The following is a 22,649-nucleotide window of genomic DNA, read 5'->3' as shown; positions in this document are numbered from 1 at the left end:
CTCTGCGGTGCTGGTCCTGCCTGCGGGCAGGGCGGGGCGTGCGGACGGCCTCGGGCCGTCCGCCTGGGCGGGGGTGGCGCGCCGGTGCGCCGGTGGGAAGGTGCCGGTCAGCCCGGGGCGGTCGCCGTCGCGGCCGCGCGGCGGTGGCGCTCGGCCCGCCGCTCGGCCTGCCGCCGGGGGTCCGGGACGGGCGCGGCCAGCAGCAGCCGCTCGGTGTAGGGGTGCTGCGGCGTCCGGGTCACCGTGGCGGCGTCCCCGGTCTCCACCAGCTCCCCGCGGTACATGACCGCCACGCGGTGGCTGATGTGCCGGACGACCGACAGGTCGTGGGTGATGAACAGGTAGGCCACGCCCGTCCGCTCCTGGATCTCGATGAGCAGGTCGAGGACCCGGGCCTGGGTGGACAGGTCGAGCGCGCTCACCGGCTCGTCGCAGATGACCAGCCGGGGGTCGCGGCACAGCGCCCGGGCGATCGCCACGCGCTGGCGCTGCCCGCCGGAGAACTCCCGCGGCAGCCGCTGCCCGGCGTCGGCGGGCAGGTGCACCTGGTCGAGCAGGTCGCGGACCCGCTGCCGGGCGTCGGCGCGCGAGGCCCCGGCCACCAGCAGCGGCTCGCCGAGGATGTCCTCGACGGTCATCGCCGGGTTCAGCGAGGTGTACGGGTCCTGGAAGACGACCTGGACGTCGGCGGCCAGGGCCCGGCGCTCCCGCTTGCCGAGGCCGCTGATGACCCGGCCGCCGAAGCGGATCTCGCCGCCGGTGACCGGGGCCAGGCCGAGCACCGCCCGGCCCAGGGTGGTCTTCCCCGAGCCGGACTCGCCGACCAGGCCGACGGTCTCACCGGCGCCCACGTCGAGGCTGACGCCGTGCAGCACCTGGATCGGCGGGCGGCGCAGCCCCTTCTGCGGATAGGCGACGGCCACGCGGTCGAGGGCCAGCAGCGGCTCCCCGCCCGCCGGCACGGCCGGCTGGGGCAGGACGGACGAGCGGGTCATCGCGGACCTCCGGCGGAGGGCAGGGGCAGGGGCTGGACCGCGGCCGGCATCCCGTCCGGCGGCGGCACGTCGTCGGGCTGCAGGTCGGCGACGGTCAGCGCCGCGCGCGGCGGGCTGTCCTCGAGCGTCGAGGCCAGCAGCATCCGCGTGTACTCGTGCTCCGGGGCCTCGAACAGCCGCGCCGCGGGGGCGGTCTCGACGATCCGGCCGGACTGCATCACCGCGACGGTGTCGCACAGGTCGGCGACCACGCCGAAGTCGTGGGTCACCAGCACCACCCCGAGCTCGCGCTCGGCCTGCAGCTCGCGGATCAGGTCGAGCACCTCCGCCTGCACGGTCACGTCGAGGGCCGTCGTCGGCTCGTCGGCGATCAGCAGCTCCGGGTCGCAGGAGACCGCGCCGGCGATGAGCACCCGCTGGGCCATGCCCCCGGAGATCTGGTGGGGATAGGAGTCGAAGACCCGCTGGGGATCGGCGATGCCGACCCGCTCGAGCAGCTGCAGGGCCCGGGTGCGCGCCTCCGCGCGGGACAACCCCAGGTGGTGGCGCATCGGCTCGGTCAGCTGGCTGCCGATGCGGAACGACGGGTCCAGGTTGCTCATCGGCTCCTGGGGGATGTAGCCGATCCGCCGGCCGCGCAGCCGGTTCATGTCGGCGCGGGACAGGCCGCGCAGGTCGGTGCCGTCGAAGGCCATCCGTGCGGCGGTGGTCCGTGCCTGCAGCGGCAGGAGGCCGAGGACGGCGAAGGCGGTCTGGCTCTTGCCGGAGCCGGACTCCCCGACCAGGCCGAGCACCTCGCCCTTGCCGACGGTGAGCGAGATGCCGTGGACGACCTCGGTCTCGCCGCCGTCGGGGCGCGGGTAGGCCACGCGCAGGCCGGCGACGTCGAGCAGCGCACCGGGCCGCGCGCCGTCCCCGCCGGCACCGGGCGCGGCGTCCACCACCGGCCGGGTCGGGACGACGGCGGCCCGGCGGCGCGGCCGGCCGGCCACGCCCACGCCCAGGACGTCGCGCAGCGCGTTGCCCAGCAGGCCGCAGGCGGTGACGGTGAGGACGATCGCCACGCCCGGCCACAGCAGCAGCCGCGGCTCGGCGTAGATGTTCTGGAAGGCGTCGTTGAGCATGCCGCCCCAGCTGGCCTGGTTGGCCGAGCCCAGGCCGAGGAACTCCAGCCCCGCCTGGATGACGATGGCGATGCCCAGCAGCTGCGAGACCTGGATGACCGTCGGCGCGATGACCACCGGCAGCACGTGCCGCCGCAGGATCCGGCCGTCGCCGAGGCCCGACACCCGGGCGGCGTCGACGTAGAGCTCCTCGCGGACGGCCACGGCCGAGGCCCGCACGAGCCGGAACACCCCGGGCGCGATGAGCACGCCGAACACCAGCATGGCCAGCGCGGTGGAGCGGCCGAGCTGGGCCAGCACCACCAGCAGCACGATGATCGCCGGCAGGGCCATGAGCAGGTTGGCCACCCAGCTGGCCACCGCGTCGAACCGGCCGCGGTAGTAGCCGGCGACCAGCCCGGCGGGCAGCCCGAGCAGCAGCGCGACGGCGACGACGATCAGCGCGCCGACCAGGCTGGTCCGGGCGCCGTACAGCAGCTGGGCGAGCACGTCGCGCCCGACGCCGTCGGTGCCGAGCGGGTTGTCCCCGCCCATCGGCGCCAGCGCGTTGGTGATCTGGGAGGCGGTGGGGCTGGCGTCGGTCAGCAGCGGCGCCAGCACGGCGAGCACCGCCACCAGCAGCAGCCAGGCCAGCGCGACGACGGCGACGGGCCGGCGGGCCAGCCGGCGCAGCGCCCCGGCCCGCGGGCGGACGGCGACCGCGTCGGCCGGCGTCGGGTCGGTGGGGCCCCCGGCGAGGCCGCTCTCGGACAGGACGCTCATGCGATCCGCACCTTCGGGTTGAGCCAGCCGAGGACGACGTCGACGACCAGGTTGACCACCACGACCAGCAGCACCGCGACCACCACGATCCCGAGGACCAGCGGCACGTCGCCCTGGCTGGCCGCCGACGTGGCCCGCTCGCCGAGGCCGTTGAGGCCGAACACCTTCTCGATGACCACCGCACCGCTGATCAGCGCGATGAACTGCAGGGACAGCACGGTGAGGGACGCCGGGGCGGCGTTGCGCAGGGCGTGCTTGAACAGCACGCTGCGCGCGGGCAGGCCGCGGCTGCGCAGCGTGCGGACGTAGTCCTGCTGGAGCACGTCGATCATCGAGCCGCGGGTCTGCGTGGCGACCGTGGCGATGGCGCCGATCGCCAGCGCGAGCGCCGGCAGGGTGATCGAGGCCAGCCACAGGCCCGGGTCCTCCGCGAAGGGCGTGTAGCCCAGGGCCGGGAAGAGTCCGAGCTCGACGGCGAAGAACAGGGAGAGGACCAGGCCGACGAGGAAGTTCGGCACCGCGAAGGCCACGATCGAGATGCCCTGCAGCAGGCCGTCCAGCCAGCCACCGCGCACCGCGGCGAGCACGCCCAGCCCGATGCTCACCACCGCGGTGAGCAGGGTCGCGGCGAGGACCAGCGACAGCGAGATCGGCAGCGCGTCGGCGACCAACCGGCCGACCGGCTGGTTGGTGAACCAGGAGACGCCGAGGTCGCCGCGGAAGGCGCCGGTCAGCCAGTCCCAGTAGCGCTCCAGCACCGGCCGGTCCAGCCCCAGCTCCTGCCGCTTGGCCGCGACCTGGGCGAGGTCCGCGGTCGGGCCGAGGATCCGCCGGGCCGGGTCCGAGCCGGTCAGGCTGGTGAGGAAGAAGGTGAGCGTCGCGATGACGACGACCAGGACGAGGCCGGCGCCGAGCCGGCGGAGCAGGAACGGGAGCACGGTCGGCCTCCGGGGACGGGGTTCGGTGCCGCGAGGTTCGAGGCTGGGACCCGGGGGGGGGGGGGGGGGGGGGGGGGGGGGGGGGGGGGGGGGGGGGGGGGGGGGGGGGGGGGGGGGGGGGGGGGGGGGGGGGGGGGGGGGGCGCGCGGGGGGGGGCCGCCGCGCCGGCCGCCGCCCCCCGCGCCCCCGGGCCCGCCCCCCCCCCCCCCCCCGGGCCGGCGGTCAGCTGCCGGCGGGCGTGAAGCTCGACAGCGGGGGCACGCTCACCCCGGGCACGGGCGCGACCTCGACGTCGGTCGTGGTCGCGAAGGCACCCTCGGCGGCGTCCCAGGGGGCGAACCAGGCCTGCTCCACCAGGTGGGCGTTGAGCTCCTGGAGGGCGGCGGCCTGCTCGTCACCGGTGGTGGTGGCCGCCTCGGCGACCAGCCGGTCGACCTCGGGGTCGGCGCTCTTGAACGGGTTGAACGGCGACTGGGCGGTCAGGGACAGCCCGATCATCTCGAACGGCGAGCCGGCGGTCAGGTTGAAGAAGTTGGCCGGCCACTGGCCACCGATGATGCTGCCCACGACCTGGTCGCCGGTGATCGGCGCGTACTCGACGGTGATGTCGATGGCGGCCAGCGCCTCGGTCATCGCCGCCTGCTCGTCGGGGTAGACCGGCGAGAAGTCCGGCAGGGTCATGGTGAAGCCGTCGGCGTAGCCGGCCTCGGCCATGAGCTCCTCGGCCTTCTCGACGTCGTACTCGTAGGTGCCCTCCAGCGACTCGTCGTAGCCCGGCGAGTTCGGCGTGAAGATCTGCACGGTGGGCTGGCCGAGGCCGCCCTTGACGACGTCGACGATCGACTCGCGGTCCATCGCGTGGTTGATCGCCTGGCGGACGCGGACGTCGCCGAGCGCGGGGGCGAGGGCGCCGCCGCGGTCCCACAGGTAGACGCCCTCGATGCCGCCGTTGGTGTAGGTGACGACGTTGAGGTCGGCGCTCTCCGCGCCGGCCACGATGTCGCTGGTGCCGGCCGAGACGCCGTTGATCTCACCCGAGCGCAGCCCGTTGAGGATGGCAGTGGTGTCGTCGAGGTAGCGCACCTCGACCGAGTCGTACGGGTAGGCCTCGGCGTTCCAGTAGTCCTCGTTGCGCGTGAAGACGTAGGTGCTGCCGGCGGTCGAGGCGTCCTGGTCGAGCACGTAGGGGCCCGAGCCGACCGGGGCGGTGGCGAGGTCGGGGCTGGACAGGGCGGCGGGGCTGGCCATGTAGCCGGTGCTGCGGGCCAGGCTCGCCACCAGGCCGGGGTCGGGCCGGGTGAGCACCAGGTCGGCGTGGGTGGCGTCGACGACCTCGACGGACTGGAGCGCGCGCAGCGCGGAGCCGGCCTCGCCGCTCCTGGTCTGCGCCGACTCGAGGTTGGCCTTGACCGCCTCGGCGTCGAACGGCGTGCCGTCGGTGAACGTGACGTCGTCGCGCAGGGTCAGGCTCAGCCGGGTGCCCGTCTCGTCGAAGGACCAGTCGGTGACCAGGTTGGCGACCGGCTGCCCGTCGGAGTCGAGCCTGAGCAGCGTGTCGTAGACCGCCTGGTAGTAGGTGTCCTCCGGGCCGCTCTGGGCCATCTCGCCGACGGCGAAGGAGCTCGGCGGGGTGATGACGGCCATCGTCAGCCGGTCGGTGCCGCCGCCGGAGCCGGAGCCCCCGCCGGACGAGCCGCCGCAGGCGGAGGCGAGGAGGAGGACGGAGGCGACCGAAGCCGCGACGAGGGACCTTCGCATGGGTTCTCCAGAGTCGTCGGGACCGGCGGTGGTCCCGGAGCGGCGGAGCCGCGGGGCAGAGGAGGGAGCGGGCGACCGGATGGGGCGCCGGTGGGTCATGTGGGGCGGGTCACGCCTCTGCCAAAGACTTTAGTGCCGACGGCACATATGTCAACCCTCACACCGCGGCGGCGCGCTGGAGCGGCACCGCGTGCCCCACCGGGCTGCCCTGCTCGATCCACAGGCCGACCGACGCCGGCGCGAAGAGGTGCTCCACGGCCAGCAGCGCCGCTCCGCTGACGCCCTCGTGGAAGTCCAGCGAGGCGGGGCGCACGGTCAGCCGCTGCCGGGCGAGCTTGGTGGCGCGCCCCCGGACGGTCTCCTCGAAGGTCCCGAAGACCTGCTCGCCGACGCGCAGCGCGCCGCCGCCGAGCACCACGGTGCCGGGGTTGACGAAGTTCACGAGGTTGGCGACGGTCAGCCCGACGGTGCGCGCGCTGCCGATCACCGCCTCGGCCGCCACGGGGTCACCGGCGCGCGCCGCCAGGCCCACGTCCTCGGCGGTGAGGTGCCCCTTCTCGGCCAGGCGCGCCGACAGGTGCGGGCTCTCGGCGGCCCGCGCGGTCAACCGGCGGACCAGCCCCCACCCCCCGGTCACCGCCTCCAGGCAGCCGGTCTGGCCGCAGCGGCAGACCACCGCCGGGTCGTCGGTGACCTGGATGTGGCCGATGTCCCCCGCGGAGCCGCTGTCCCCGCGGAACACCGCGCCGCGCGAGACCAGGGCGGCGCCGACCCCCTCGTCGACCAGGATGTACAGCAGGTCGCGGCCGTCGCGGGGCGTGCCGCGGTGCCACTCGCCCAGGGCCATGAGGTTGACGTCGTTGTCCACCCAGACCGGCGCGTCGTAGCGCTCGCGGAACCAGGAGCGGACGCTGTAGCCGTCCCAGCCCGGCATGATCGGCGGGTCGACCAGGCGGCCGGTGGCGAAGTCGACCGGGCCGGCCACCCCGATGCCGAAGGCCCACGGCTCGGTCCGGGTCTTGCGGGCCAGCCGGGTGAACAGCCCGTCGAGCAGCTGGAGGGTCTCCTCCGGACGGCCCGCGGCGTCCCAGTCCTCGTGCAGCGAGGCCAGCAGCGTGCCGTCGAGGGTGGCGACCGCGGCGGTCATCTCGGTGGCGCCGACCATGCCGGCGTAGACGTGTCCCGCGTCGGCGCGGAAGCGCAGCAGGCGGGACGGCCGGCCGCCGCCGGAGGGCGCCAGGTCGCCGTCCTCGAGCAGGCCGACGTCGATCGCCTGCTGCACGCGCTGGGCGACCACCTTGCGCCCCAGGCCCGTCTCCTGCTCCAGCGCCGGGCGGGTGACCGCCTGGCCGGTGCGCACGAGGTTGATCAGCCGGCCGTGGATGTAGGCCTCCTGCGGTGAGGGCGACGAGCTGCTCACGGGGGACGACCTCCGAACGACGACGTGACCGACGGCATATGCTCCGTCGGAACCAAAGTACGGTGTGCGCGGCGGTGAGGGAACTGCGCGCCAGGGTCATCCTGCGGCCTCGCCCGCCGGGAGGCCGACGCCGACCCGCTGACCGGCCCGAGACGGGAGCCCCCGATGACCACCAGCACCGTCGCCGACCTGCGCGCCGGCCGCCGCCGCGACGGCGTGCCGTGGACCGACACGGCCACGCCGGTGCTGTCCTGGCGCACCGAGACGTCCGCCCCGGGCTGGCAGCAGGCCGCGGCCACGGTCACCGTCACCCGGCTGGACCGCGGCGGCGCGCGGGAGGTCGTCGAGCTGCCCGGCGGGGAGTCGGTCGGCGTCCCGTGGCCGGCAGCGCCGCTGCGCTCGCGGGAGCGGGTGGCCGTCGAGGTCACCACCACGGGCACCGACGGCACGCGGTCGCGACCGCAGCGGATCGAGATCGAGGCGCCGCTGCTGGACCCGGCGGACTGGACGGCCCGGTGGATCGCGCTGCCCGGCGCCGCCGAGGACCAGCCGGGACAGCTGCGCACCGGCTTCGCCGCCCGCGGCGTGCCGGTGAGGGCCCGGCTGCACGTCACCGCGCTCGGCGCGTACGAGGTGGAGCTCAACGGCGTGCGGATCGGCGACGAGGTGCTCGCGCCGGGGTGGACCAGCTACCGCGACCGGGTGCTCGTCAGCACCTACGACGTCACCGGCCTGGTGCGCGAGGGCGCCAACACCGTCGGCGCCTGGCTCGCCGGTGCCTGGTTCACCGAGCGCTACGGCTTCTTCGGCCGCGCGACCCGCGCCTACGAGGGCCCGGCCGCGCTCCTCGCCCAGGTCGAGATCACCTACGCCGACGGCACGCGGGAGACGGTGGCGACCGGCCCCGGCTGGGCGGGCAGCACGGCCGGCCCGCTGCGGGCCAGCGGCATCTACGCCGGGGAGGAGTACGACGCGCGCCGGCACGACCCCGCCTGGTCCACCCCGGAGGGGACGACGGAGGGCTGGGCGCCGGTCGCGATGCCGGAGGTCGCCCCGATCGCCCTCTCCCCCGCGGCCGCCGAGCCGGTCCGGCGGGTCCTCGAGGTCGCGCCGGTGGCCGTGGGCACGTCGCCCTCCGGCGCGACCGTGGTCGACCTCGGGCAGAACCTGGTCGGCCGGGTGCGCATCCGCGTGCGCGGGCCCCGCGGGACCACCGTGACCCTGCGGCACGCGGAGGTGCTGGAGGACGGCGAGCTCGCGACCCGCCAGCTGCGCGAGGCCGTCTCGGTCGACCGGTACACCCTGGCCGGGGAGGGCGAGGAGGTCTGGGAGCCGCGGTTCACCTTCCACGGGTTCCGCTACCTGCAGGTCGACGACTGGCCCGGGGAGCTCGACCCCGCCGACGTCACGGCCGTGGTCTGCGCCTCGGACCTGGCGCCGACCGCGGTGTTCACGAGCTCCTCACACCTGCTGGACCGGCTGCACGAGAACGTCGTGTGGAGCATGCGCGGCAACTTCCTGTCCATCCCCACCGACTGCCCGCAGCGCGACGAGCGGCTGGGCTGGACCGGTGACCTGCAGGTGTTCTCCGGCGCGGCGGCCACCCTGGCCGACTGCGACGCCTTCCTCGCCTCGTGGCTGGCCGACCTGTCCCTGGAGCAGGAGCGCCATGGCGGCGTCACGCCGATCATCGTGCCGACGGCGATGGCGGAGGACGCCGGCGGCGTGGTCGCCGCCTGGGGCGACGCGACGACCGTCGTCCCCTGGACGCTGTACGAGCGGTTCGGCGACCGCGATCTGCTGGCCCGCCAGTACGCCGGCATGCGGGCGTGGGTGGAGGCCGAGCTGGCCGTCGCCGACGACGACGGGCTGTGGACCCGCGGCTACCAGCTCGGCGACTGGCTGGACCCGCGGGCGCCCGCGGACCGGCCCCGGGAGGGGCGCACGCATCCGAACCTCGTCGCGGCGGCGTACCTGTTCCGCTCGCTGGACGTGGTGGCCCGCACCGCCGCGCTGCTGGGGCACGACTCCGACGCGCAGCGGTACGCGGAGCTCGCCGAGCGCACCCGGACCGCGTTCCTCGCCACCTACGTGACCCCGCGCGGCCGGATGGTCTCCGAGGGCCCGACCACCTACGCCCTGGCGCTGGTGTTCGGGCTGGCCACCGACCCGGATTTGCGGGCGGCGATGGGGGCGCGGCTGGCCGAGATCGTGCGGGAGGACGGCTACCGCATCGGCACCGGCTTCGTCGGGACGCCCCTGGTCATGGACGCGCTCTGCGCGACCGGGCAGCGGTACGCCGCGGGCCGCCTGCTCCTGCAGACCGAGGCGCCGTCGTGGCTGTACCCGGTCACCGTGGGCGCGACGACGGTCTGGGAGCGCTGGGACGCGCTGCTGCCCGACGGGTCGGTCAACCCGCACGAGATGACCTCGTTCAACCACTACGCCTTCGGCGCCGTGGCCGACTGGCTGCACCGCGGGCTGGCCGGCCTGGGGCCGGCCGCCCCGGGCTACCGGCGGCTGCGGATCGCCCCGACGGTGCTCGACGGGCTGACGTCGGCGCGCAGCGAGCTGCGCACCCCGTACGGCCCGGCGGCGGCCGGCTGGTCGCTGACCGGCGGGCGGGTGACCGTGACCGCCGTCGTCCCGCCGGGGACCACGGCCGAGGTGGTGCTCCCCGACGGCTCGACGGCCGACGCCGGCCCCGGTGAGCACACCTGGAGCGTCCCCTGGACGGCGGAGCGGCGGACGGCCGCGCTCGCCGGGCTGGACACCGACCTGGCCGAGCTGGCCGACGACCCCGAGGCGCTGGCCCGGGTGCGCGCCGTCCTCGCCGAGCACGACCCCGGCCGGGCCCGGGCGTTCGACGGGGGGCTGCGCTACGAGGCCGGCTCGACGCTGCGGACGGCGCTGCTCTTCGCCGATCCGCGCGGTCTGGCCGCCGTGGAGGCGGCGCTCGGCGAGCTGGCGGCCCAGCGGGCGGGCTGACCGCCGTCCGGGTCTGCGGCATCCGGTTGCGTGCCACCGGAGTCCTGGCACCGGGCCAGGGAGTGAGATCTCGGAACCTGGCCCGGGGCCCCACCGGGGAGTCCCCCTCCACCCGGCGGGGACATGGCCCGCGCACCTCCAGGGTGCGCCCGATCGCCGGCGCCCGCATCCCGGGGCCGGCGATCGGTCGCGGGGCTCAGTCCTCCACGCGGAAGCCGATCTTGAGCGTGACCTGGACGTGCGCCACGTCCCCGTCGGCCACCTGGCCGCGCACCGACTGCACCTCGAACCACTCCAGGTGGCGGACGGTCTCCGACGCCTTGCGGATCGCCGTCCGGATGGCGTCGTCGACGCTGGTCGGGCTGCTGCCGACGATCTCGCTGAGCCGGTAGACGTGGTTGCTCACGGGTTCCTCCTCGAGGTGGGCCGGTGCCGGGGGGACCGGACGGCTCCCGCGACCGGCCCCGGCGCCCTACCCTGCCCCTCCACGGGGACGGTCACGCGCCGAGCACAGGCGCGGGAGGGGGATGCCCGGTGCCCGTCGACGTCCAGGACCTGCGGCCGCGCCCGGCCGGCTTCGCCGCCTGTCCGCGCTGCCCCTACCGGAGCACCGGGACGCCGGCGCTGTGCTTCGCGTGCGTCACCGGGCCGGCCGGCGACCACGACGGGGTGCACGGCGGCGCCCGCTGCGCCACCTGCCGGCAGCCCCAGGACGCGACCGGGCGCTGCCCCAACACCGTCTGCCGTCTCGACGACCGGTTCTTCACCCGCATCCACACGGTGACCGAGCGGTCGGAGGAGATGTGGTCGGCGGTCTGGAGCTACAAGTACGGCGAGGACCGCTCCTGGGCGGGGGTGCTGGGCCGGCTCCTGGTCGGCTACCTCGACGCGCACCGCGAGGAGATGGCCGGCTACGACCTGATCACCACCGGCGCCATCTACGTCGGCCCGCGGGCCCAGCGGCTCTGGGACTACCTCACGCTGGTCGTGCAGGCGGCGCAGGCCGCCGGGCCGCAGTGGCCCTTCGCCCCCGGGCTGATCGCCAAGGCCGGGCCGACCGGCCGCTTCCTCGGGATCGGCCCGGAGGCCCGCCGGGAGATCGCCGAGGGCGAGCTGCGCGACCTCCTGTCGGTGCCCGACCCCGGCCGCGTGGCCGGCCGCCGGGTGCTGGTCTTCGACGACGTCTACTCCGAGGGTTATTCGCTGCGCGAGATGGCCCGCGCCCTCCTGGCGGCCGGGGCCGCGCAGGTCGACGGCCTGGTGCTCGCCCGCCGCAAGGGCGGGTGAGCCGGCGGTCAGGGAGCGGTGTCGGCCTCGGCGTGCCGGCGCCGCAGCAGCCGGGCGATCGCCGACGTGCGGCCCTTGTTGCCCTGCATCTTGGCCAGGCCGACGGCGAGCAGCAGGGCCGCGCCGTTGAAGGCGTCGGGGATCCACACCGGAGCGCCGGCCAGCTGCAGCCCCTTCACGCCCGTCGCGAGCACGTACACGGCCAGCACCGTCCCCCACACGTTGAACCGGCCACCGCGGAACTGGGTGGAGCCGAGGAAGGCGGCGGTGAACGCCGGGAGCAGGTAGCCCGGGCCGATCGTGGGGTCGGCGTTGGCGAGGGTCGCGGTGACCGACATGCCGGCGAGGGCCGCGACCAGGCCACAGGCCACCAGGGAGCCGACGACGACCCTCGACGTCCGCACGCCGGCGAGCCGGGCGGCCTCGATGTTGCCGCCGGTCCCGTACACCCGGCGCCCGGCCGGGGTCCGCTCGAGCACGTACCAGAGGACGAGCGCCACGACGAGGACCGCGTAGACGGGGTAGGTGATGCCGAACAGCCGGCCCCGGCCGAAGGCGGCGAACTCCTCGGGCACGCCGAGGATCTGCTGGCCGCCGGAGATGGCCGTGATGAAGGCGGCGAGCAGCGAGCTCACGCCCAGGGTGGCGATGAAGGAGTCGATCCGCGCGCGCACCACGAGCAGCGCGGTGGCCAGGCCGATCACGACCCCGGACAGCAGGCAGAGGACGATCGCCGGGACCACCGGCATGCCCGCGTCGACGAGCAGCCACGCGATCAGGATCGAGGCGGCCCCGACCTGGGCGCCCACGGCCAGGTTGAAGACGCCGGCGGCCAGGGGCAGCACCAGCGCCAGCGCGGTCAGGGCGGTGACCGCCTGGTTGTTGAGCAGCGTGCGCCAGGTCGTCTCGGTCAGGAACAGGTCCGGGATCCACAGGCTGAACACCGCGAACAGCAGCAGGAACACGTAGACCGCGCTGATCCGGCGCGGGTCCAGCCAGCGCAGCAGCGGGGATCCCGCGGTGCGGGGCCGGCGGGGTGCCGGGCTCCCCGCGGCGGTCGCGTCGGCCGCCGTGGGGGCTTCGGAGAGGGTCTGCTCCGTCATCACTCTTCCTCGGGGAGGTGGTCGTTCGCTTCGGGACGGGCGGAGAGGGTGGCGCGCAGCAGCCGCGACTCGTCCAGGTCGGCGCCGGCGAGCTCGGCGGCGAACCGGCCGTCCCGCAGGACGAGCACGCGGTCGCACAGGCCGACCAGTTCCTTGGCGTCGGAGGACGCGACCACGACCGCCGTCCCGGCCCGGGCGGCCTCCCGCACGAGGTCGTGGATGCCGGCCTGGGCTCCCACGTCGACGCCCTGGGTGGGCTCGTCGACGAGGAGCACCGACGGACGGGTCCGGAGCCACTTCGCGATGACGATCTTCTGCTGGTTCCCGCCGCTGAACAGGGCGAAGTCGCGCTCCGGCTGCAGCGGGCGCACGGCCACGGCCGTCATCGCCTCGTGTACCTCGCGCCGCTCCCGGCGCCGGTCCAGCCGGCCGCCCCTGCCGCGCAGGCTGCGCAGGTCGCTCAGCGTCAGGTTCTCCCGGGCGTTCATGGTGAGCACCGCGCCGTGCGCCCGCCGGTCGGCGGGGATGTAGGCCAGCCCCGCCGCGATGGCGGCGGCGGGCGCGGCGGGCGCCAGCTCCCGCCCGGCCACGCGCACCGAGCCGCCGCTGCGCCCGCGGGCGCCGAACAGCGTGCCCAGCAGCTGCTCCATCCCCGAGCCGACCAGACCGCTCACGCCCACGATCTCGCCGGGCCGGACGGCCATGTCCAGTCCGTGGATGCGCTCGGTGCGCAGGCCGCGGACCTCCAGCAGCGCTCCGTCGTCGGAGGGCCGGCCGGTCCGGGGGGTCCGGGGCGCCACGCTCCCGGTGTCCCCGGTGATCGCCGCGACGAGCGAGCCGTGGTCGAACTCCCCGCGGCGGGCGTCGGCCACCACCCGGCCGTCGCGCAGGACGACGGCGCGGTCGGCCAGTTCGACCACCTCGTCGAGCCGGTGGGAGATGTAGAGGATCCCGGTCCCCTCGGCGGCCAGCTGCCTCACGACGTCCTTGAGCCGGTCGACCTCGTCCCCGTGCAGCGCGGCCGTCGGCTCGTCCAGGACGAGCACGTTGCGCCCGTCCGACCACCGGGCCGTGGCCCGGGCGATCGCGACGATGGTCCGCTCGGCCGGGGTCAGGGCGGCGATGGGCAGCCCCACGTCGAAGGTGCCGCCGAACCGCCGGACCAGTGCCTCGGCCTGGGCGCGCTCCCGGCCCCGGGTCGGCACCAGCCCGCGCACGAGGCCGCGGCGCTGCCCGAGGTCGAGGTTCTCGACCGTGTCCAGCAGGGGCACCAGCCCCAGGTCCTGGTGGATGAAGTGCAGCCCACCGGAGACCTCGATCCGGGCTCCCGGGTCCGGGCGGTGCAATCCGGCCAGGACCTTCACCAGCGTCGACTTGCCCGAGCCGTTGTGACCCACCAGGGCGAGCACCTCGCCCGCCCGCAGGGTCAGGTCGACCCCGTCGAGCGCCCGGACGCCGGGGAAGGTCTTGCTCAGCTGCCGGATGTCGAGGAGGACGGGGGCCGCCGCCCCCGGGACGGGCGTCCCGGGGGCGGCGGCGGGGCCGGACGTCATGCGGCGGCCGCCCACAGGGTCCCGAAGCGCTCGGGGAAGTCCGGGTAGCCGGTCCACCCGTGCGAGATGTCGTCGGGGAGGTTGTCCGCGGTGAGGAACTGCATGGGCGGCTGGTCGGCGGCCGCACCCGGGTCGACCTCCTGACCGGTCACCAGCCGGGCCAGGGAGTCGACGACCGTCCAGGCGACGACCGGCAGGTCCAGGCCGAGCGCGGCGGCCATGTCGCCGTTCTGGATCTGCTCGAGGGTGGCCGGGTCGGGACCGTTCGCGATCGTCTGCACCTCGAGCCCGGCGGTCTCGAGGGCCGCCGGGAGACCCGCGGCCTGCTCGCCGACGGCGAAGACCGCCGTCCGCGTGGAGGGGTGCGCCTGCAGGTCGTCCACCACGAGGCTGGAGGAGCGGGTGCCGAAGGACGCGGCCGGGATCTCCGCCGAGCGCACCGCGCACCCGTCGCACAGCTCGGCCAGCTCGGCCTCGAAGGCCTCGTAGATGACGGTGGTCAGCTGCAGCTCGGGGGTCGTGTAGAAGACGACGTCGGTCTCGTCCCCGTTCTCCGCGACGACGTAGGCGGCCAGGAGCTGGCCGGCGAGCTGCTGGGCGACCTCGGAGGCCTGGCGGACCGGGATGCGGTCGGCGTCGCCGCCGACCATGCCGCTGGTGACGACCGGGATGCCGGCGTCGGTCAGCGCGTCCAGGCCGGACTCCCACAGCTGCGCCGGGATGGCCGGGACGAACACGCCGTCGTAGTCGCCGGCCACCACGGTGTCGAAGGCGGTGGCCACGGTGTCGGCGTTGAGGCCGGTGTCGATGCGGGTCAGCTCCATCCCGAGCTCGGCCGTCGGCGCCTGGGCGAGGTCGTAGAAGAGACCGCAGATCGGCGTGCCGCAGTCCATGTAGGCGATCCGCTTGCCGGCCGGGGACGCCTCGAGCGGAGTCGAGACCGGGAAGGCGCTCGGCGCGTCGACGTAGTCGGCGATCAGCTGCCGGGCGGCGTCGACGTCGGCGTTGGCGCCGCCGCCCGACGAACCCGATCCCCCGTCGCCGCCGCAGCCGGTCAGTGCGAGCGCGAGAGCGCCGACCAGGCCGGCGGCCAGGTGTGTCCGTCCCATGGGAGTCCTCCAGGTGTCGTGGCGGTCCGGGCGCCGTCGCCCGGCCGTCGGAAGGGGTACGCCGCGCACCGGTGCCGGACGGCGGCCCCCGAGGGGCCCCGTCCGCACCGGTTCCGCGGTGGTGCTGCCCGGTCGTCCCGGGACGCCCGTCGCCGCGCTGCGCGACGGGCGGGGAGGAGCTGCGGTCACGCGTAGCAACTGAGCGGTCGGCCGCCGTTGAACGTGACCATGTCGGCCAGGGCCGCCGCGACGTCGATCCGGACGCCCCGCTCGGCCTCCCCCAGTTCGGCGTAGGCGCGGTGCAGGTTGCCCACGATCCGCTCGGCGTCGAGCAGGCCGGCGAACCGTCCGAGGTCGAGGTCGCGGGCGGTCTCCAGCGGCGTGAGCCCGGCCGCCGAGCCCTCGCGCGCGGCGGTCTGGACCAGCCGCAGGTAGTCGATGACGTCGTCGATGAGCTCCGGGCCGCACGGCTGACCGTGCCCGGGCACGATCACGTCGGCCGGGAACGCCCGGACCACGCTGTCGAGCACCTCGATGGTGCCCGCCACCGACCCCATCAGCACGAACGGCGTCCCGCCGTTGAACAGCAGGTCACCGGCGAAGAGGACCCGCGGCCCCGGCAGCCACACCACGCTGTCGTTGGTCGTGTGCGCCGGCGTGCCGACGTGGCTGACCTGGAGCTCGGTGTCGTCGGCCCAGATCGTGATCCCGGTCCGGTAGGTCAGCTCCGGCGGCCGGACCCGCAGGTCGCCCCAGTCCACCGGGTCCCAGACGCCGTCCGGGGGCAGGCCGGTGGCCAGCATCTCGGTACGGCACAGCTCGTGGGCCACCACGGTCGCGTCGGTGAACAGGTAGTTGCCGTGCGTGTGGTCCCCGTGGTGGTGGGTGTTGACCACGGTGCGCACCGGGGCCGCGGTCACCGAGGAGATCCGCTCCAGGTAGGCCTCGGTGCGGCGTCGCGTCGAGGAGCCGTCGATGCTGACGACGCCCTGGCTGCCGACCACGAAGCCGGTGTTGTTGATCCACCAGCTGCCGTCGGGCTGCAGGTAGGCGAACACCCCCTCGGCGACCTCCTGCAGGACGGCGTCCTCGATGCCGACGTGCTGGTGCGTGCTGGTGCTCATGCGCGGCTCCCCGGATCCGGGACGGTGGACGGCGTCGTGCTGGTCATCGCGCTCACACCGGCGCCGGGGTCCAGAGACCGGACTCGGGCTCGCTGGTGTGGGAGAGGGCGAACAGGTCCTCGCCCGGACCCGCGGTCCCCCACTGGTCGGCGTACTCGGGACTGGCCGACCACCGGCGCGGCTGCCACGAGTCCTCGTCGGGAATGGTCTCGAGCTCGGTCGTGTACTCGACGACGAACCCGCCGGGGCCCTGGAAGTAGGAGTAGACGTTGTCCCCGGCGCTGTGCCGGCCGGGACCCCACAGGGGCCGGTGCCCGGAGCGGATCATGCGCCCGGTGCCCCGGAGGTACTCGTCGAGCCCCCGCATCTCGAACGAGACGTGGTTGAGGCCGGGCACGCGGCGGTGGGCGATGGCCAGGTTGTGGTGCTCGCTGTTGGCGCGGAGGAAGCACATCCGGTCCTCCAGCCAGTCGGACAGCCGCAGGCCCAGGTAGCGCTCGTAGAACGCCATGAGACCGGCCACGTCCGGGCTGTCGAGCACCACGTGGCTGAGCTTGCGGGGCACGGACTCGCGCTCCTCGAGCTCGCGGGCCGGCTTGGCCGACACCTCGCAGCTGACCTCGACCAGGCGGCCGTCCGGGTCGAAGAACCGGAACCCGTAGCCCCCACCGGGGGTCGTCAGCACGGCGGGCTCCGTGGCCAGGCGGACGCCGTCGGTGCCCAGGCGGGCCGCCAGCGCGTCCACCGAGGCCCGGTCCCGGCCGGCGAAGGCGATGAGGTCGGTCCGCTTCTCCGCGGCCCGGCGCACCCGGACGATGTAGGGCTCGGTACTGCCGACCGAGCCGAAGAAGGCGATGTCCCCGTCGTCGGCGACCCGGTAGAGGCCCCAGATGCCCTCGTAGAAGGCCACCGCCTCGGCGTAGTCCGGGGTCGCGAGGGCCACGTACCGGATGTGGGTGACCGGCGACCGGCGCGCCATCTCCGAGGGCAGCTCGCCGCGCCGCGGCAGCGGTGGAGGCAGGGGCGGGAGCGGGCGCGGTCCTGGGGGGACCGCGGCGGAGACGTCCGCGCGGGCGTCAGGGGTGACTGTCATGGAGGCCTTCCGATCGGTGAGTGGGCGTCGCGAAGCAGCCGGCCGGCGGCGTGCGCGCGGTCGGTCGGGGAGCCGGGTCGCTCCTGGGGATGCGCTCAGGCGGGCTGGGCGAGGACGTCCTGCACGGCGGCCATCTGGCCGGGCACGTGCTCGCGGATCTGCTCGGCGACCTGGGCGAGGTTCCCGGCGTGGACCTGCATCTCCGCGTCGAGGATGGCCCGGGAGGCCTGCTGGACGAACCGGGCGCGGGGGAAGCGACGCTGCTGGAAGTCCTCGAGCGTCCGGGACAGCGGACCGGGCGCGTCGAGCATCTCGGCGATCACGACGGCGTCCTCCAGCGCCATCGCCGCACCCTGGGTGAGGTGCGGGGTGCAGGCGTGCGCGGCGTCCCCGAGGACGCCGACCCGGCCGACGAACCAGGGCAGCGGCAGGAAGACCTCGGACAGGGGGCTGTAGACGATGCCCTCGGGCCCGTCGATCGCGTCCCGGAGCCGGCCCGGCAGGCCACCGAAGCCGTCGAGCCGCTTGCGCAGGAGCGTGTCGAACTCCTCCGGCCGGTGCCGCGGGTTGCCGGGCTCGGGGGTGACGTGCAGGAGGTACATCCACTCCTCGCTGAGCGGGATGACGCCGGCCTTGGCGTCGGGCCCCTGGAAGAGGATCGAGGAGGTGACCTCCGGTTCCCGGGGAACGGTGAGCCGCCAGACCGAGTAGCCGGTGAAGACCGGCTCGACCGCGGTGCCGAACAGCCGCCGGCGCATCGGGGACCGGATCCCGTCGAAGGCGAGGACCAGGTCGTAGCGGCCCTGTCCCCCGTCGGTGAACGTGACGTCGACGCCGGCGGCGTCCTGCGCCAGGTCCGCCACGGTCACGCCGTAGCGCACGGTCACCCCGGCCCGGTCGACGGCTCCCTGCAGGATGCGCTGGAGGTCCTTGCGGGACAGCGCGTTGTTGGCCGGCACGTCGCCGTCGCCGTCCGCCGGCACGTCGACGATGAGCTCACCGTTGTAGTCGCAGAACCGGGTGCGGTCGTACTGGTAGCCGGCCGCCAGGCACTCCTCCAGCACGCCGAGGGTGCGCAGTGCCCGCAGGCTGTTGGCCGGCTGGTTGATCCCGACCCCGTAGACCGCGCCGTCCTGGCTCACCTCGACGACGTCGACGTCGTGACCCCGCTGGGCGAGCGCGGCGCAGGCCCCCAGGCCACCGGTCCCCGCACCGACGATCAGTACGCGCATCGCCTGCCTCCTGCCCGGTCCGCTGTCCGCTGTTGCACGGGTCACAAGCTAGGGCGGGGCGGCGGTGATCGATTAACGGTCCGTGGTCATGCGATGCATGGCTGTCAGTGATCCACGACACCGGTCCGGCACGATGGACGCATGTCCGCGGACAAGCGCCTGCACCAACTGGACCTGAACCTGCTGCTCCCGCTGGACGCGCTGCTGACCGAGCGCCACGTCACCCGGGCGGCCGAGCGGCTGAGCCTCGGGCAGTCGGGGATGAGCGCCGCACTGGCGCGCCTGCGCAAGGTGTTCGACGACCGGCTCCTCGTCCGCAACGGCCGGGCCCTGGAACTCACCCCCCTGGGACAGGCGCTGGTCGATCCCGTCCGGGACGCGGTCAGTTCCCTGGAACGCATCCTGTCCACCACGCCGCACTTCGACCCCGCCCGCACCGCGCGCACCTTCCGGGTGGTCGCCAGCGACTACGTGATCCTCGTGCTGCTGCGGCCGCTGCTCGAGCGCCTCTACGCCGAGGCCCCGCTGGTCAAGGTCGGGGTCAACCCGATCACGACCGGCTACGTCACCGAGCTGGAGCGCGCCTCGATCGACCTGCTGATCATGCCCAAGGAGGTGACGGCGGTCCCGGCCGGGCAGTTCGCCCAGCGCGAGCTGTACACCGACCGGTACGTGTGCGCGGTGTCCCGTGACAACCGCGAGGTCGGGGACACGATCACCACCCGCACGCTCTCGGAGCTGCCGTACCTGACGTACAACCCCAACCACCTGCCGGCCTACGTCGACGTGCAGCTCGACGCCATGGGCGTGCCGCGCAACCTCGCGCTGTCGACGCAGAGCTTCGTCATGGCCCCGCTGCTCCTGCCGGGGACGCCGATGCTCGCGTTCGTCCACGAGCGGCTGACCACGCGGCGGGAGTACGAGGAGGTCCGGGTCCTCGAACCGCCCGTGCCCCTGGAGCCGATCACGGAGACGATGTACTGGCACCCCGTCTTCGACCGGGATCCCGGCCACCGCTGGCTGCGGGAACGCCTCATCGCCCTCGCCGACGACCTGGACACCCCGGCAGCGGAGGCGGCCCCGGTCATCACGGCCGGCGATGACTGAGATCACCACGCGCTCGTAGCGGACGGCGGATCGCGGCACTAGACACGATCCGATCCGCCGCGGAGCCAGCCCTCCGCCGGCACCCCCCGCCGACGAGAGGCCCGCCTCCATGCCAGCAGCGTCCCCGCCCTTCGCCTTCGGCTGCTTCCGCTCGCCCGACGGAACCGACTTCTGCGGCGCCGTCCTCGACGAGCGGACCATGCCGGTCGACCGGCTGGGAACCGACGTCCGGACGCCCGAGGAGCTGCTCGACCGCTGGTCCGAGGTCCTCCCGGTCGTGGCCGACGCGGTCGCCGCGCTGTCGGCCTCCGGGGCGTGGGCCGCCGAGGCGGTCCCGGTGTCGGACCTGCGCGTGCTGGCCCCGGTCCGGCCCCGGCAGGTGTTCCAGAGCGGCGCCAACTACCGCACCCACGTCGTGCAGCTGCAGATCGCCGCCGCCCGCGGCTCCGGGCAGGATCCCGAGGTGGTCCGCCAGGAGGCGGAGGAGATGATGCGGCGGCGGGCGGAGACCGGCACGCCCTACGTCTTCATCGGTCTGCCGAGCGCGCTGTGCGGTCCCTTCGACGATGTCGTGCTGCCCGGCACCGGGACGCAGCACGACTGGGAGCTGGAGCTGGCCGCGGTCATCGGCCGCACCACCTACCGGGTGTCGCGCGAGCACGCGCTCGACTCCGTCGCCGGGTACACGATCGTCAACGACGTCACGACGCGCGACCGGGTCTTCCGCCCCGACATGCCGGGGCTGGGCACCGACTGGCTGGCCGGGAAGAACGCGCCCACGTTCCTGCCGACCGGCCCCTGGCTGGTCCCCGCCGCGTTCGTCCCGGACCCGATGGACCTCACGGTGACGCTGCGCCTCAACGGCGAGGTCATGCAGGACGAGAGCACCTCGGACATGATCTTCGACGTCGCGCAGCTCATCAGCCACGTCAGCGAGATCACGCCCCTGCAGCCCGGCGACCTGGTGCTGACCGGTTCCCCTGCCGGCAACGGCGCCCACTACGGCCGCTACCTCACCCCGGGCGACGTCATGACCGGCTCGATCACCGGCCTGGGCACCCAGCAGAACGCGTGCGTGCGCCCGTGAACGGCGGGACGGACCGCGTCGTCGACGTGCACGCCCACGTCCAGGTGCCGGCCGTGGACGAGCTGGTCCGGGACCGGCCGGAGCTGGCCGCGGACCTCCAGGCCCAGCTGCGCACCTTCGGCCCGGTGTCGATGGAGCTCAACCGCGAGCTCGCCCTGGGCAGCTACCGCCCGTACCTGCTGGAGACGGAGCGGCGGCTGGCGCAGATGGACACCAGCGGGGTCGACGTCCAGGCGGTCAGCGTCACGCCGGTCCAGTACCACTACTGGGCCCCCCGGGGCCTGGCCGAGGAGATCGTGGCCGCGGTCAACGAGCACATCGCCGGGCTGGCGGCCGCGCGACCGGACCGGCTCACCGGGCTGGCCACCGTCTCCCTGCAGGACCCGGAGCTGGCCGCCGACCAGCTCCGCACCGCCGTCGGCACCCTCGGACTGCGCGGGATGGCGATCTCGACCAGCGCCGCCGGGCGCGACTTCTCCGACCGGTCCTTCGACCCGCTCTGGGCGGCCGCGGAGGAGACCGGTGCCTTCGTGTTCGTCCACCCGTGGGGCTGCAGCCTGGAGGGGCGGCTGACCGAGTTCTACCTCGGCAACGTCATCGGCCAGCCGCTCGAGACCACCCTCGCGCTGTCGCACATGGTCTTCGGTGGCGTCTTCGACCGCTTCCCCGGCCTGCGGGTCTGCGGCGCGCACGGCGGCGGCTACTTCCCCGTCTACCTGGGCCGCGCCGACCACGCCTACGAGGTCCGGCCGGAGAGCCGGACGATGCAGCGGCGCCCGTCGGAGTACCTCGGCTCCCTGTACTTCGACTCGCTGGTCTACCGGCCGGACGGCCTGCAGCACCTGGTCGACGTCGCCGGCGCCGGGCACGTGCTCATCGGCACCGACTACCCGTTCGACATGGGCGTGACCGACCCCGTCACCCGGCTGGACCGGCTCGCGCTCCCCCCGGAGGACCGGGCGGCGATCGCCGGCGGCACCGCGGCCGCCCTGCTGCGGCTGTCCTGATCCGCCCCACCCCCGCCCGAGGAGCGACGATGCGCTGGACCACCTACCTGTCCCCCCAGGACGGACGGCAGCACTGCGGCCTGCTGGTCGACGACGAGCTGTTCGGCCTGGCCCACCCGGGCTCGCTCACCGACCTGCTCGTCGCGGGGGCCGACCTCGCGGCGCAGGCGGCGGCGGCACGGGCCACGCCCTTCGAGGTGCTCGGCCTGGGCGCGACGGCGCTGTGCGCGCCCGTGCCCACGCCGCCGTCCATCCGGGACTTCATGGCGTTCGAGGAGCACGTGGTCACCTCGACCCGCGCCCTCGGCCAGGAGATGGACCCGGACTGGTACGAGATCCCCGTCTTCTACTTCAGCAACCCGGCCGCCGTGCGCGGGCCGGCCGATGACATCCCGATCGCGCCGGGCTCCCAGCAGTTCGACTTCGAGCTGGAGGTCGCCGCCGTGGTGGGCACGGCCGGCGCCGACCTCTCCCCCGACACCGCCGAGCAGCACGTCGCCGGCTACCTGCTCCTGTGCGACTGGAGCGCGCGCGACCTGCAGGCGCGGGAGATGCGCCAGCAGCTCGGCCCGGCGAAGGGCAAGGACACCGCCACCAGCCTGGGCCCCTGGCTGGTCACGCCCGACGAGCTCGAGCCGCTCCGGGCCGGCAACGGCTACGACCTCGGCATGCGCGCCTCGGTCAACGGGCGGCCCTACAGCAAGGGCAGCATGGCCACGATCCACTGGTCGTTCGGGCAGCTGCTGGCCTACGCCTCCCGCGGCACCGAGCTGCGGCCCGGCGACGTCATCGGCAGCGGCACGGTGGGCACCGGCTGCATCCTCGAGCTCTCCCGCACCCACGGCAGCGACGCCTTCCCCTGGCTGGCCGCCGGCGACGTCGTGCGCCTGGAGGCCGACCATCTCGGCGCCATCGAGTCGCGGATCGTGCCCGGGGTCGCCCCGGTCCCCCTGCGGTGATCC

Annotated in this window: 18 protein-coding genes; 6 read left to right on the top strand and 12 right to left on the bottom strand. The window is 74.8% G+C overall.

Going from position 1 to position 22,649, the window contains the following annotated elements; genetic code table 11:
• Positions 1–107: 107 nt before the first annotated feature.
• The 5 genes from ACI79R_RS06185 to ACI79R_RS06165 form a co-directional block, all read right to left on the bottom strand.
• The gene (locus tag ACI79R_RS06185) at positions 108–995 is read right to left on the bottom strand and encodes an ATP-binding cassette domain-containing protein (RefSeq protein WP_456572707.1); all 888 of its coding nucleotides are present in this window, start codon (positions 993–995) and stop codon (positions 108–110) included.
• Positions 992–2,881, bottom strand: a complete 1,890-nt coding sequence (locus ACI79R_RS06180) for a dipeptide/oligopeptide/nickel ABC transporter permease/ATP-binding protein (RefSeq protein ID WP_456572706.1) — start codon at positions 2,879–2,881, stop codon at positions 992–994. The genes ACI79R_RS06185 and ACI79R_RS06180 overlap by 4 nt, the downstream gene beginning before the upstream one ends.
• On the bottom strand, positions 2,878–3,819 hold the full coding sequence (locus ACI79R_RS06175) for an ABC transporter permease (RefSeq protein ID WP_456572705.1): 942 nt from the start codon (positions 3,817–3,819) through the stop codon (positions 2,878–2,880). Before ACI79R_RS06175 ends, ACI79R_RS06180 begins: the two co-directional genes overlap by 4 nt.
• 222 nt (positions 3,820–4,041) lie before the next feature.
• Positions 4,042–5,577 carry an ABC transporter substrate-binding protein gene (locus tag ACI79R_RS06170; protein WP_456572704.1) on the bottom strand — a complete coding sequence of 512 codons (1,536 nt, stop codon included), beginning with the start codon at positions 5,575–5,577 and terminating at the stop codon, positions 4,042–4,044.
• Between the two features lie 157 nt (positions 5,578–5,734).
• Positions 5,735–6,997: an ROK family protein gene (locus ACI79R_RS06165; RefSeq protein ID WP_456572703.1), complete on the bottom strand. Its 1,263-nt coding sequence runs from the start codon at positions 6,995–6,997 to the stop codon at positions 5,735–5,737.
• 165 nt (positions 6,998–7,162) lie between these two features.
• On the opposite strand from ACI79R_RS06165, the gene ACI79R_RS06160 reads away from it, so the two are divergent.
• Positions 7,163–9,985, top strand: coding sequence for a family 78 glycoside hydrolase catalytic domain (locus ACI79R_RS06160; RefSeq protein WP_456572702.1), 2,823 nt, complete (start codon positions 7,163–7,165; stop codon positions 9,983–9,985).
• 196 nt (positions 9,986–10,181) lie between these two features.
• On the opposite strand, the gene ACI79R_RS06155 is transcribed toward ACI79R_RS06160, so the two are convergent.
• Positions 10,182–10,391 carry a dodecin gene (locus tag ACI79R_RS06155; RefSeq protein ID WP_456572701.1) on the bottom strand — a complete coding sequence of 70 codons (210 nt, stop codon included), beginning with the start codon at positions 10,389–10,391 and terminating at the stop codon, positions 10,182–10,184.
• A 128-nt stretch (positions 10,392–10,519) separates the two neighbouring features.
• Between ACI79R_RS06155 and ACI79R_RS06150 the strand changes: the two genes are divergently transcribed.
• Positions 10,520–11,272 carry a hypothetical protein gene (locus ACI79R_RS06150; RefSeq protein ID WP_456572700.1) on the top strand — a complete coding sequence of 251 codons (753 nt, stop codon included), beginning with the start codon at positions 10,520–10,522 and terminating at the stop codon, positions 11,270–11,272.
• An 8-nt stretch (positions 11,273–11,280) separates the two neighbouring features.
• Here the strand turns inward: ACI79R_RS06150 and ACI79R_RS06145 are convergent, their stop codons facing one another.
• From ACI79R_RS06145 to ACI79R_RS06120, 6 genes are all read right to left on the bottom strand, one after another.
• The gene (locus ACI79R_RS06145; protein WP_456572699.1) at positions 11,281–12,375 is read right to left on the bottom strand and encodes an ABC transporter permease; all 1,095 of its coding nucleotides are present in this window, start codon (positions 12,373–12,375) and stop codon (positions 11,281–11,283) included.
• Positions 12,375–13,928: a sugar ABC transporter ATP-binding protein gene (locus tag ACI79R_RS06140; protein ID WP_456572698.1), complete on the bottom strand. Its 1,554-nt coding sequence runs from the start codon at positions 13,926–13,928 to the stop codon at positions 12,375–12,377. Before ACI79R_RS06140 ends, ACI79R_RS06145 begins: the two co-directional genes overlap by 1 nt.
• Positions 13,925–15,037, bottom strand: a complete 1,113-nt coding sequence (locus tag ACI79R_RS06135) for a sugar ABC transporter substrate-binding protein (protein WP_456572697.1) — start codon at positions 15,035–15,037, stop codon at positions 13,925–13,927. Before ACI79R_RS06135 ends, ACI79R_RS06140 begins: the two co-directional genes overlap by 4 nt.
• A 185-nt stretch (positions 15,038–15,222) precedes the next feature.
• Positions 15,223–16,161, bottom strand: a complete 939-nt coding sequence (locus tag ACI79R_RS06130; RefSeq protein ID WP_456572696.1) for an MBL fold metallo-hydrolase — start codon at positions 16,159–16,161, stop codon at positions 15,223–15,225.
• Positions 16,162–16,213: 52 nt separating this feature from the next.
• On the bottom strand, positions 16,214–17,140 hold the full coding sequence (locus ACI79R_RS06125) for a VOC family protein (RefSeq protein WP_456572695.1): 927 nt from the start codon (positions 17,138–17,140) through the stop codon (positions 16,214–16,216).
• Positions 17,141–17,349: 209 nt separating this feature from the next.
• Positions 17,350–18,486 (bottom strand): FAD-dependent monooxygenase, encoded by a 1,137-nt coding sequence (locus ACI79R_RS06120; protein WP_456572694.1) that lies wholly within the window; start codon positions 18,484–18,486, stop codon positions 17,350–17,352.
• A gap of 141 nt (positions 18,487–18,627) precedes the next feature.
• Here ACI79R_RS06120 and ACI79R_RS06115 point away from each other — a divergent pair, with 141 nt between their 5' ends.
• The 4 genes from ACI79R_RS06115 (at position 18,628) to ACI79R_RS06100 (ending at position 22,646) form a co-directional block, all read left to right on the top strand.
• Positions 18,628–19,593 carry a LysR family transcriptional regulator gene (locus tag ACI79R_RS06115; RefSeq protein ID WP_456572693.1) on the top strand — a complete coding sequence of 322 codons (966 nt, stop codon included), beginning with the start codon at positions 18,628–18,630 and terminating at the stop codon, positions 19,591–19,593.
• A gap of 109 nt (positions 19,594–19,702) precedes the next feature.
• Entirely contained in the window at positions 19,703–20,680 is a 978-nt protein-coding gene (locus ACI79R_RS06110) for a fumarylacetoacetate hydrolase family protein (protein WP_456572692.1), read from the top strand.
• Positions 20,665–21,687, top strand: coding sequence for an amidohydrolase family protein (locus ACI79R_RS06105; protein ID WP_456572691.1), 1,023 nt, complete (start codon positions 20,665–20,667; stop codon positions 21,685–21,687). Before ACI79R_RS06110 ends, ACI79R_RS06105 begins: the two co-directional genes overlap by 16 nt.
• 29 nt (positions 21,688–21,716) lie before the next feature.
• Positions 21,717–22,646, top strand: a complete 930-nt coding sequence (locus ACI79R_RS06100; RefSeq protein WP_456572690.1) for a fumarylacetoacetate hydrolase family protein — start codon at positions 21,717–21,719, stop codon at positions 22,644–22,646.
• Positions 22,647–22,649 lie beyond the last annotated feature (3 nt).

The organism is Blastococcus sp. SYSU D00820 (assembly GCF_054050695.1).
Note: the sequence above shows the minus strand (reverse complement) of the source record. Positions and strands in the feature narration are given on the sequence as shown.